Raw genomic sequence first — 11,588 nt, forward strand, 5'->3', positions numbered from 1 at the left:
GGCTACTTCGGTTGGCGCAGGCCTGCCACGAGGAGGGCGACGAGGCGGCGGGCGTCGTAACGGGGGTCGCTGTCGGCGCCGATGCAGAGGTTCCCGATGCCGCGCATGAGCTGGTAGGCCTCGATGTCCGGGCGGATCTCGCCGGAGGCGGCGGCCGCGTCGAGGAGTTCGGCGCAGACAGGTACGAGCCGGTCGAGGAAGTACGCGTGCAGCGTCTCGAACCCCGCGTTGTCGGACTGCATCGCGGCGGCAAGGCCGTGCTTGGTGACCAGGAAGTCGACGAACAGGTCGGTCCAGCGTGCGAGTGCGGTGTGGGCGGTCGGCTCGGCCGCCAGCAGGGCGGGCCCGGCTTCGGCGCAGGTGTCGACCTGGTGGCGGTAGACGGCGACGATCAGGTCGGCACGGGTGGGGAAGTGCCGGTAGATCGTGCCCATGCCGACGCCTGCCTCGGCGGCGATCTCGCGTACCGGGGCGTCCACGCCCGAGGCGACGAAGACCGCGGCGGCCGCGTCCAGCAGGGTCTGCTGATTGCGCCGGGCGTCCTTGCGCTTGGACGCGGCGGAACTCCCCTGCCGAGAGCTGCTGTCGGGCACCGCGGCACTCCTTCCATGACTGGGCTTGCAAAGCGGAGCAGTGTTCCATATTGTAAGTGGAGCAACGCTCCGCTTCATTCATGATGGCAGACCGGGACGCCTGCGGCCAGGCCGCCGCCCGTGTCCCGCCTACTCGCCTCGCGGCCTGGCGCGTGCCGCTCCCCGGAACCGACGAACCTGATCGAAAGGCCCTGCCATGTCCGATTTCAGCCCTGCATCCGACACCGTGAATGCGCGGTCCGTGAGTCGGGCCGCCGTGGTGATATCCGCAAAGCCGGTCATCCTGCCCGCGTCTGCGGGGAGCCGGGGCGAGGACCTCCAGGTCCGCGTGTCCGCCCCCGCGACCGGCGTCGACCTGCCGGTCGTCGTCTTCTCGCACGGCTTCGGCCTGTCAATGGACGGGTACGCCCCGCTCGCGGACCACTGGGCCGCACACGGCTTCGTGGTCGTCCAGCCCACCCACCTGGACTCTCGTACGCTCGGCATTCCCGCCGAGGACCCCCGTACGCCGCACATCTGGCGCATCCGCGTCGACGACATCACGCGCGTACTGGACGAACTCGACGTGCTGGAAGCCGCCGTACCGGGGCTCGGCGGCCGCGTCGACCGCACCCGCATCGCCGTGGCCGGCCACTCGTGGGGAGCCCAGACCGTGAGCACCCTGCTGGGCGCGCGGGTCCTGGACGCCGAGGGCGTACCCGGCGAGGACCTGTCCGACCCGCGCGTCAGGGCCGGCGTACTCCTGGCCCTGACCGGTCTCGGCGACGACCTGACTCCGTTCGCGGCCGAGCATCTCCCGTTCATGCGGCCGCACTTCGACACGATGACCGCCCCTGCCCTGGTCGTCGCCGGGGACAAGGACCAATCGCACCTGTCCACGCGCGGGCCGGATTGGTTCACCGATCCGTACACGTACAGCCCGGGTGCCAAGAGCCTCCTGACGCTCTTCGGAGGCGAGCACTCACTCGGCGGCATCCCCGGCTACGAGGTCGCCGAGACCACGGACGAGAGCCCCGCACGGGTCGCGCTGATCCGGCAGGTCACCACCGCGTACCTGGACAGCGTTCTGCGCAACGACAACACCGACTGGCGGGCCGCCGCCACGGCCCTGGAGCAAGACCCGCACCCGCTCGGCAAGTTGCGGAGCAAGTGACACACCCGCCCACCGCACCGATCCGGAACCACCGTAGAAGGGACGGGAGATGATCCTCGTCACCGGAGGCCTCGGCTTCATCGGGTCCCACACCGTACGCGCACTGCTCGACCTGGGCGAAGACTGCGTGGTGGTCCAGCGCCGGCCCCGCAGCCTGCCGGCCATGCTCACCGGGGGCCGAGTCGCCGTGGAGCAGGCGGACGTCGCCGACCGCGACGCCCTGCTCGCGATCGGCCGCCGCCACGACATCACGGGCATCGTGCACCTGGCCGGGTCCTACCCCTGGCCGCCCGCCCCCGAAGCGCCGGTCGAGGCCGCACGCCAGGCGATCGACGGACTGCTGAACATCGCGCAGGCGGCGCAGGAGTGGGGCGTACGCCGCCTGGGCCTCGCCGGCACGATCGGCGTCTACTTCGGTGCCGAGAACGACGGCCCGCTGCGCGAGGACGCCCCACTGCCGCCGAGCACGTCCGCCGTGATCCCGACCTTCAAGAAGATCGGCGAAATGCTCGGCGGATACCTCGCCGACACCACAGGCGTCGACATCGTCAACTACCGGATCTCCGGCACCTGGGGACCGCTCGGGCACGCCGACCCCTTCTTCGCCGCGCCCGCACTCGTGCACGCCGCGGCCCGCGGCACCGCCCCCGACCTCTCCGACCTCGCGGGCCCGGCCTTCGCCGAGGACGGGCTCGACCTCAACTACGTGAAGGACACCGGGCGGGCCATCGCGCTGCTCCAACTCGCTGACGAGCTGAACCACCGTACGTACAACGTGGGTTCCGGACGAGCCACCACCAACGCCCAACTCGCCGAGGCGATCCGGAAGGTGGTCCCCGACGCCCGGATCGACCTCCCCAGCGGCGGCCACACGCCACACCTCGTCCTCGACATCACCCGCCTGCGGGAAGACACCGGCTACCAACCCGAGTTCGACACCGACCGCGCCGCCGCCGACTACATCGCCTGGCTACGCGCCGGCAACAAGGCCTGAGCCCTCGACGTACGCCCGCCGCCCGCCATCGCCGCGGCGTCCGCCCATGGCCTTGTGATCCACGGCCCATCACCCGGTCGAGGGCCGCCCGCTCTCAGTCCCGGTACTTCTCCGCCGGGATCACGACCTCGACCGTGCCTCCGTAGTCGAGTACAGCGCGGGTGAACCACGCGTCGGGCCCGTCGGCGATGCAGGAGACACCCACGAGTTCGGCGGGGTTGTGCGCCTCGACCGCTTCGACGAGCCGTCGCCGCACCTCGTCCGCAACGGAGCCGGTCAGACCACGGTGCCCGGTGATTCCGATCCGCATCATCGGCTCTCCTCGTCTTTCAGAGGAACCGTCCCTGTGACGACGCACACGCCCCGGGGACGCGCTCGTACAGGAAACAGATGAGGGCCAAGTCAGGGTCTACCTGACTTGGCCCTCATTACTGAGCCGCCTAAGGGAATCGAACCCTTGACCTACGCATTACGAGTGCGTCGCTCTGGCCGACTGAGCTAAGGCGGCGTGTCTTCACCGTGGTGGTGGGGACGGCGACAAGCATACACAGGGGGCGGGGTGATCAATTACAGGTTTTGTTGTCGGGGGGTGGGGAGCCGGTGAGGAGGTAGCTGTCGACGGCGGAGTCGACGCAGGTGCTGCCGCGGAGGTAGGCGGTGTGGCCGTCGCCGTCGTAGGTGAGGAGGTGGCCGGACTCGAGCTGGGATGCGAGGGCTTGGGACCAGGTGTACGGGGTGGCCGGGTCGCGGGTGGTGCCGACGACGAGGATGGGGGCGGCGCCGGCGGCCTTGATCTCGTGGGGGCGGCCGGTGGCGGAGAGGGGCCAGGTGCCGCAGGTGAGGCCGGCCCAGGCGAGGGCGCGGCCGAAGGTCGGGGAGGTCGCCTCGAACTCGGCGACCTGGGCCTTGACCTGGTCGGGGGTGGTGGCGGCCGGGGGGCTGTCGAGGCAGTTGACGGCGGCGTTGGCGTACATGAGGTTGGCGTAGCGGCCGTCGGCGCCGCGCTCGTAGTACATGTCGCTGAGGTCGAGCAGGGGGCCGCCGTCGCCGCGGAAGGCGGACTGGAGGGCGCGGGTGAGTTCGGGCCACTGGTCGCGCGAGTAGAGCGGGGAGAGGATGCCGGTGGTGGCGATCGGTTCGTTGACCTGCCGCTTGGCGTCGCCGGGGATGGGGTTGGCGTCGAGGGTGGCGAGGAGGCCGCGGATGCGGGCGAGGGCGGCCTCGCGGTCGGCGCCGAGGAAGCAGGAGCCGCCGGCCAGGCAGTCGTCGACGTACGCGACGAGCGCGGTCTCGAAGCCGCCGCCCTGCACGCGGTTGGCGGTCGCGGCGTTCTGGCTCGGGTCGATCGCGCCGTCGAGGACGAAGCGGCCCACCTTGTCGGGGAACAGTTCGGCGTAGGTCGCGCCGAGGAAGGTGCCGTACGACGCCCCGAGGTAGTTGAGCCTGTCGTCGCCGAGCGCCTCCCGGATCTGGTCCATGTCGCGGGCCGCCTCGGCGGTGCTGACGTGGCCCAGGAGTTGGTCGGTGTTCTCCTGGCAGGACTTGCCGAACCCGGCGGCGCCGTCGACGGCGGCGTTCTCCTCGTCGGGGGTGTCGGGGGTCTGGTCGATCTGCGTGTACGCGTCCATCTCGGTGTCCGACAGGCACTTCACCGGCGCGCTGCGTCCGACGCCGCGCGGGTCGAAGCCGACGATGTCGTAGCGCTCGCGGACGTCCTTGGGGAACGCGGAGGCGGCGTAGCGCGCGAAGGAGATGCCGGAGCCGCCGGGGCCGCCCGGGTTGACCACGAGGGCTCCGATGCGGTCGTCGCCGGTCGCCTTCTTGCGCAGGAGCGCGATGTCGACCTTGGGGCCGTCGGCGTCGGCGTAGTCGACGGGCACCGAGAGGGTGCCGCATTCGAAGTTGCCGCCCTCGGGGCAGCGGCCCCAGTCGATCTTGTCGGCGTCCGGCATGGGGACGGAGGTCGCCCCGCCGTTCGCGGTGGGCGGTGGTGCGGCCTTCTTGCCGTCGCCGCCGTCCGAGCACCCCGCCAGCAGGAGTGCGGCCGCCAATGCCGCGCCGACGCGTCGCCTCACACGTACCAGCCCCTTGCCTCGCCCCTCGGCCGCGCGGGGCCGACCGTCGCCTTGAGCGTAACCGGCCGGGGGCTGAGGACCGTGCGTTGACGGCGACTTGAGGGGTGCCGCGGTGAGGCGTGCGAGGGGACCCGGGGGTGTGGCCCGGGGGCTTGGCCCGCGCGCGGGAGAGGTCAGGAGCAGCGTGTGTCGGGGGCGGGCATCGTGCCGTCGAGGAGGTAGGCGTTGACGGCGTCGTCGATGCACGCGTTGCCGCGGCCGTACGCCGTATGGCCCTCGCCCTCCAGCGTCAGCAGCGTGGCGTTCTCGAAGCCCTCGGCAAGGCGTTCGGAGGCGGCGTACGGGGTCGCCGGGTCGCCGGTCGTGCCGATCACCAGGATCGGCTTGCTGCCGGCCGCCTTGACCGCGTGGGGCTTCTCGGTCGTGCGGAACGGCCAGAACTCGCAGCCGGGGCCGTCCAGATCCTCGGCGACGGTGTCGCGGGAGAAGAGCGGGGCCTCGCGGTGCAGCCGGTCCAGGACCTCCTGGACCCGCTGCGGGGAAGGCGCTTCGGACATGCCGTCGGCGCAGCTGATGACGGACAGGGCGTCCATCGATCCGTCGTACTTCCCGTTCTCGTCGCGGCCGTTGTAGTCGTCGGCGTAGAGGACCAGAGGGGTGCCGTCGCCGCGCTCCATGGCGGCGGTGAGCGCTTCGCGCAACGCGTGCCAGCCCTGGGCCTCGTCGGCGTACAGGAGCCGGATCGTGCCGGTCCAGCCGAGGCTGGAGGTGAGCCGGCGGCCGTCGGTCAGTCGGGTGGACAGCGGGGAAGTGCGCAGGCCGTCCAGGAAGTCGACGCCGACCAGGGCGGCCTTCGCGGGGTCGCTGCCGAGCGGGCAGTCGGGGCGGGTCGCGCAGTCCTCGGCGAAGCGTGTGAACGACTTTTCGAACCCGACCTGCTGGGCGATCGAGTCGTCGAGCGGGTCGGCCGCCGGGTCGACGGCTCCGTCGAGGACGAGGCGGCCGGTGCGGTTCGGGAACTCCTCGGCGTACAGGGCCCCGAGGTAGGTGCCGTACGAGTAGCCGAGGTAGTTCAGCTGCTCGTCGCCGACGACCACGCGCAGGATGTCCATGTCGCGCGCGGCATTGCGGGTGCCGACGAACGGCAGCAGGTCGCCGGAGTTGCGTTCGCAGCCCTCGACGAACTCTTTGCTGCGCTGGTCGTCGAACGCGGTGCTGGCCGCGATGTCCTTCGGGTCGGGCCCGTCCTCCGCGTCGCGCCGGTCGCGCTCGGCGTCGTCGAGGCACTTGACCTGTGAGCTCTCCCCCACGCCGCGCGGGTCGAAGGCGACGATGTCGAAGGCTTTGTGGATCGCCGGGTCGGTGCTCTCGAACGAGCCCTTGAGGTAGTCGAGACCCGAGCCGCCCGGCCCGCCGGGATTGGTGAGCAGGGAACCTATTCGCGCACTCCCGCTCGCGCTCGCCGGATAACGCATGGCCGCGATGGTGATGGCCTTGGTCCCCGGGTTCGCGTAGTCGAGCGGTACGCGCAGCGACGCACACTCGAGTTCGCCCTCGTCCGCGGCCGTCTCCGGGTCGTCCGCGCAGGCCTTCCAGTCCGGCTGCTGCGTGTAGAACGCCGTCAGCGACGGGTCGTTCTGCCCCTTGGCACCGGGAATCGGCGTCGTGTCGAGGCCGGGCCCGCGGGCCGCCCCGGGAACGCCTGCCCCCGGGTTGCCCGCCGAGTCCTTGACCTTGGACGCCACGCCGCCCGACGAGCACCCCGCGACAAAAACGGCGGTGACGAGGGCGGCGGGTATGGCCCCGCGCAGACGGGCGCCGTGGCGGCTGGAGATCCTCACCCTGTCATGCCTACCACGCGCCCGGGTTTGGTGTTCGGTCGGACTATTGCACGCAGCGGGTCCCGGCCGGGGGCATCGTGCCGTCGAGGAAGAACTTGTCGACGGCGTCGTCGATGCACGCGTTGCCCTTGCCGTACGCCGCATGGCCTTCACCCTCAAGGGTGAGGAGGGTGGCGTTGCCGAGCCCCTCTGCGAGGCGCTCGGAGGCCGCGTACGGCGTCGCGGGGTCGCCGGTGGTACCGATCACCAGCACCGGGCTGTCCGCGGGCGCCTTGATCGTGTGGGCCTTCTCCGGGGTCTTGTACGGCCAGAACTCGCACCCGGGACCGTCGAAGTCCTCCGCGACCGTGTCCCGTGAGAACAGCGGGGCCTCCTTGCGCAGTTTGGCGAGGACCTCTTGGACCCGTTCGGGTGACGGCGCCGCGGCCGCGCCGTCGGCGCAGCGGACGGCCGGGAGGGCGTCCATCGAGCCGTCGTACTTGCCCTCTTCATTGCGGCCGTTGTAGTTGTCGGCGTAATAGAGCAGGGCGGATCCGTCCCCGTCGCGCATCGCGTAGGTGAAGGCATCCCGCAGCCACTTCCAGCGCTCCGCGTCGCCGTAGAGAAGGCTGATCATGCCGGTCCAGCCGAGGCTGGACGTCAGCTTGCGGCCCTGTTCGCGGGTCGTCAGCGGTTTGGTGCGCAACCCGTCGAGGAAGTCGACGCCCACCAGGGCCGCCTTGTCGGCGTTGCGGCCGAGAGGGCAGCCGGCGCGCGCGGCGCAGTCCTTGGCGAAGCGCGTGAACGCCTGCTCGAACCCGATCTGCTGGTTCACCGACTTCTCCAGCGGGTCCTCGGCGGGGTCGACGGCGGCGTCGAGGACGAGGCGGCCCGCCTTGTCGGGGAACTCCTCAAGGTAGAGGGACCCGAGGTAGGTGCCGTAGGAGTAGCCCAGGTAGTGCAGTTCGGAGTCGCCGACGACGCCGCGCAGGACGTCCATGTCGCGCGCCACATTGCGGGTGCCGACGAACGGCAGCAGGTCGCCGGACTTGGCCTGGCAGGCGTCGGCGAACTCCTTGCTCTTCTGTTCGGAGTACGCGTTGCTCGCCGCGTGGTCCTTCGGGTCCGGCCCGTCGTCCGCGTTGTCCCGGTCCCTGGCCTTGTCGTCGAGGCACTGGATCGGGTTGCTCTCTCCGACGCCGCGGGGGTCGAAGCCGATGATGTCGAAGCGGTCGTGCATGGCGCCGTCGAAGCGCCCGTACGCGTACTTCAGCCAATCCTTGCCCGAGCCGCCCGGCCCGCCCGGGTTCACCAGCAGCGTGCCGACCCGGGCCTCGGAGTTCGCCGCCTGGTGGCGCATGAGCGCGACCTCGATCGAGCGGACGGCGGGGTTCGCATAGTCCAGCGGCACACGGAGCGTCGCGCACTGGAACTCGGCTTCGTCCTTTTCCTCGGTCTCCGGGTCGTCCTTGCACGCCTTCCACGCCAACTTCTGGGCGTAGAAGTCCTTGAGCGCCGGATCGTCCTGTCCCTTGGGCGGGGGCGGAGGCGGCGGAGGAGGCGTGCCGGGGTCGGCCGTAGGCGTACCGGCCGGGGCCGGGGAGCTGGAGGGCTTCGCGTCGGCGACGTTGCCGGCGGTGCCACCGCCTCCCGGGCTGCAACCCGCAAGTAGGGCCGCGGTCACGGCAAATGCGGGTATTCCGCGGCGAACGAGGGCGCGTCTATGCGCGTCAGGGGCGGTCACGGTGGAACAACTATCACGTCGCTCCGTCACCCCCGCGGTCAGGGTGCTGATGGCCCGTCAGGGCCGACGTGTCGACGTCCCGCCGGTGCCCGTGCCTGTGGTGGCGGTCGATGTGGAGGACGGGGACTTCTCCGTGCTGTCCGTGACGTTGCGGTCCAGGAACTCGAGGGCGGCGGGGAGTTGCTTGGCGACGACGCCGGCCGCGACGGCGTTCTCGACGACGGTCGGGGCCTTGGCGGCGGCCTTGAAGGAGATCGCCTGCTGGCGGGCGGCGTTGGCGGAGGTCGCGTTGGAGATGAACACGCGTACGTCGGGGTTCTTGGCCAGCAGTGCCTTGGGCTGCTGCGCCTCGCGTACGCCCGGCGCCGACGGCCACAGCGGCGAAGTCAGTTCCAGGGGACCCGACATGCTGGCCGAAGCGGCGTAGTACTGCGGGTACTGCAGTGCGTACTTCGTCGCACACAGGCCGCCGGCGCCCTCGCCGAGCAGTCCCCATGAAGCGCGGTCGGTCGACACACGGAAGGTGGCGGCCACCGCCTCGCGCACGTCCTCGTTGTGGAACGTCGCCATGCTCGGCTTGCCCGGTATGTCGCTGCACTCGGTGTCGATCTCGGCCGGGTCGGCGAGCGCGTTGATCTCGCTCTGCTGATACGGCGTCAACTCCGGTGCCACGATCACGAACGGCGGCAGCGTGCCGCTCGTGATGCCGTCGGTCAGGTCCGCGAGCAGCCCCATCCCGGGCTCCAGCATCGAGTTGGCGCCCACACCCGGGTACGCCGAGTGCACGACGAGAACCGGGAAGCTCTTGCTCCGCATGTTCTCCTGCGAGTACTGCGGCGGGAGCCACACCCACACGTCGGATGTCACGCCGGAGCGGCGGCCCGCGAGTTCGAGGTGGTTCAGCACCCCGCCGGAGCGGGTGCCGAGCGACTGGAACTGCTGGGGGCCGAGCGGTGCCAGGGCGCCGGTGGTGGCACTGGTGGACGGGCGCGGCGTGGCCGCCGAACTGGTGGCGGCGGCGGGGGACGTCTTCTCGTCGTCGTCCCCGCCCTTCAGGCTGTCGTACGCCAGGGTCCCCACGGCGCCCGCGGCCACCACGAACGCCAAGGCGATGCCGCCGACCACGAGTTGGGGGCGCCGGGTACGCGCGGGACGCTCCGGCTCGGGGCCGATCACCGCGAGCGGTGTGAGCTCGTCGGGGTCGATCTCGACGATCTGGGGGGCCTGTTCGCGGGCACCAGGTGGTACGTCTGCCGCAACCGGCCCGGCCGCGGCGGCCCCGGCGCCCGCATCAGCCGAAGTACCCAGAGTGTCCCCAGTGCCCGGGACGACCCGGGTGACCGGCGTGACCGCGGGCGGCGGCATGGGCGCCGTGCGCGGGCGGTGCGGTGCGGGGACGACGGGAGTCGACACAGGTGTGTCGTCTGTGTCATCCGTGCCGCGGCCCCCGTGCCCGCCGTTCGGGCCGCCGCCGCGCCCGGTGAGGGCAGGGGGGCGTACCGGCTCCCCGGCGAAGTCGCGTTCCGGAACACGTGGTTCCGGCCCGGCCCCGCCGGCCGCGCGTCGCTGGAGCTTCGCGCCCTGCGTGCGCAGGAGGTACGTGACGGCGAAGCCCGTCGTCGCCGCGATCAGCAGGGCCTTGAGTGCCTTCCGCACCGGTCGCACCGACTTGCACCGTCCTTGGCAGTAGTTCTGGCTCTGTTTCCGGCTCTGTCTCTAGCTCTGTCTCCGGCCGTGATTCCGGTTGTGCTTCCGGTTGCACGTCCGGCGGCAGTTGCCGCGATGGTTCTCCGGGCCGGACGTCCCGGGGTACATCCCTGGAGCAATGGCAAAGGGTCGCCCGTGAGTACCGCCGGAGGACCGGTGGTGGGATCACAGTGACCCGGGAGGCGGCTGGTCCGCCGTGGGGAACTCTCCCATGTCGACGCCTCGGACGCCGCTCCGGGTTCCCGCTCAGCCGGCCCGAAGGGTCAGCGCCATGGCCTCGACGGCCAACAACGGCGCGACATTTGTGTCGATCGCGCGCCGGCAGGCGAGGATCGCCTCGATGCGGCGCAGCGTCGTCTCGGGGGTCGCCGAGCGGGCGACGCTGTCCAGCGCGGGACGCATCTGCTCGTTGTCCAGCGGGACTTGGGCCCCGAACTGGACGGCCAGGACGTCGCGGTAGAAGGCCGCGAGGTCGATCAACGCCAGGTCGAGGCAGTCGCGCTGGGTGCGCGTCGCGCGTTTCTTCTGGCGGTTCTCCAATTCCTTGACGACCCCTGCCGTACCGGACGGCAGGCGGCCGCCCGGGGTCGACGCGCCGAGCGCGTTGCGCAACTCCTCGGTCTCGCGCGCGTCCTGCTCCTCGGTGATCTCCTTCGCGTCCGCGGCGGCCGCGTCGACCAGGCGCTGCGCGGCGGCCATGCAGCTGCCGATGTCGCCGAGTTGGGTGGGCAGCTTGAGCACCTCGGCGCGGCGCGTCCGGGTCTGCTCGTCGGTGGCGAGGCGGCGGGCGCGCCCGATGTGTCCGCCGGTCGCACGGGCGGCGTACGCGGCCATCGCCGGGTCGATCCCGTCGCGCCGGGCGAGCATGTCGGCGACCGCGTCGACCGGCGGCGTACGCAGCGCGATGTGCCGGCAGCGCGACCGGATCGTCGGCAACGCGTCCTCGACGGACGGCGCGCAGAGCATCCACACCGTACGCGGCGCCGGTTCCTCGATGGCCTTCAGCAGGACGTTGCCGGCGCCTTCGGTGAGCCGGTCGGCGTCCTCCAGGACGATGACCTGCCAGCGTCCGCTCGCCGGGGACATCGCGGCGCGGCGGACCAGGTCGCGTGTCTCCTTCACACCGATGGACAGCAGCTCGGTGCCGATCACGTCGACGTCCGCGTGCGTGCCGGTCAGCGCGGTGTGGCAGCCGTCGCAGTGGCCGCAGCCGGGCTCGGCGCCCAGGGCCAGGTCGGGGCTCACGCACTGGAGCGCCGCGGCGAAGGCACGGGCCGCGGTGGCCCGGCCGGAGCCGGGCGGGCCGGTGAACAGCCACGCGTGGGTCATGCCGCCGCCCGCCTCACCGGCGAGCACGGCCCGGCCCGCCGACGCCGCGGCACGCAGCTGGCCGACGACGCGGTCCTGGCCGACCAGGTCGTCCCACACGGTCACGGCGGCGTGCTCCTCGGAGTTGCGGATGGTTCGGGCCCGACGAGTACGACCGTACCGGGCGGAACGGA

8 protein-coding genes, 1 tRNA gene and 1 pseudogene are annotated in these 11,588 nt (G+C 71.5%); 2 read left to right on the forward strand and 8 right to left on the reverse strand.

Features of this window, described 5'->3' with window-relative positions:
* Positions 1-2: 2 nt before the first annotated feature.
* Positions 3-593, reverse strand: coding sequence for a TetR/AcrR family transcriptional regulator (locus AB0C36_RS24285; protein WP_358357328.1), 591 nt, complete (start codon positions 591-593; stop codon positions 3-5).
* Positions 594-789: 196 nt separating this feature from the next.
* Between AB0C36_RS24285 and AB0C36_RS24290 the strand changes: the two genes are divergently transcribed.
* Both AB0C36_RS24290 and AB0C36_RS24295 read left to right on the forward strand, forming a co-directional pair.
* The gene (locus tag AB0C36_RS24290) at positions 790-1,746 is read left to right on the forward strand and encodes an alpha/beta hydrolase family protein (RefSeq protein ID WP_358357331.1); all 957 of its coding nucleotides are present in this window, start codon (positions 790-792) and stop codon (positions 1,744-1,746) included.
* Positions 1,747-1,795: 49 nt separating this feature from the next.
* Entirely contained in the window at positions 1,796-2,740 is a 945-nt protein-coding gene (locus AB0C36_RS24295; RefSeq protein ID WP_358357333.1) for an NAD-dependent epimerase/dehydratase family protein, read from the forward strand.
* A gap of 97 nt (positions 2,741-2,837) precedes the next feature.
* On the opposite strand, the pseudogene AB0C36_RS24300 reads toward AB0C36_RS24295, so the two are convergent.
* The 7 genes and pseudogenes from AB0C36_RS24300 to AB0C36_RS24330 all read right to left on the reverse strand — a co-directional run.
* Positions 2,838-3,050, reverse strand: a pseudogene (locus tag AB0C36_RS24300) (hypothetical protein); the annotation flags it as partial.
* A 124-nt stretch (positions 3,051-3,174) separates the two neighbouring features.
* A tRNA-Thr gene (locus tag AB0C36_RS24305) sits at positions 3,175-3,248 on the reverse strand.
* A 55-nt stretch (positions 3,249-3,303) separates the two neighbouring features.
* Complete coding sequence (locus tag AB0C36_RS24310) at positions 3,304-4,815, reverse strand: alpha/beta hydrolase (RefSeq protein WP_358357335.1); 1,512 nt, start codon at positions 4,813-4,815, stop codon at positions 3,304-3,306.
* A gap of 173 nt (positions 4,816-4,988) precedes the next feature.
* Entirely contained in the window at positions 4,989-6,656 is a 1,668-nt protein-coding gene (locus AB0C36_RS24315) for an alpha/beta hydrolase (protein WP_358357338.1), read from the reverse strand.
* Positions 6,657-6,699: 43 nt separating this feature from the next.
* Positions 6,700-8,319, reverse strand: coding sequence for an alpha/beta hydrolase (locus tag AB0C36_RS24320; RefSeq protein ID WP_358357341.1), 1,620 nt, complete (start codon positions 8,317-8,319; stop codon positions 6,700-6,702).
* 117 nt (positions 8,320-8,436) lie between these two features.
* Positions 8,437-10,035 (reverse strand): alpha/beta hydrolase-fold protein, encoded by a 1,599-nt coding sequence (locus AB0C36_RS24325; protein ID WP_358357344.1) that lies wholly within the window; start codon positions 10,033-10,035, stop codon positions 8,437-8,439.
* Between the two features lie 297 nt (positions 10,036-10,332).
* Positions 10,333-11,520: a DNA polymerase III subunit delta' gene (locus AB0C36_RS24330; RefSeq protein ID WP_358357347.1), complete on the reverse strand. Its 1,188-nt coding sequence runs from the start codon at positions 11,518-11,520 to the stop codon at positions 10,333-10,335.
* Positions 11,521-11,588 lie beyond the last annotated feature (68 nt).

Source organism: Streptodolium elevatio (assembly GCF_040649515.1).
Taxonomy (GTDB): Bacteria; Actinomycetota; Actinomycetes; order Streptomycetales; family Streptomycetaceae; genus Yinghuangia; species Yinghuangia elevatio.

Coding starts and splice junctions, on each gene's coding strand:
- AB0C36_RS24290 (WP_358357331.1), top strand. CDS start 790: ATGTCCGATTTCAGCCCTGCATCCGACACCGTGAATGCGCGGTCCGTG.
- AB0C36_RS24295 (WP_358357333.1), top strand. CDS start 1,796: ATGATCCTCGTCACCGGAGGCCTCGGCTTCATCGGGTCCCACACCGTA.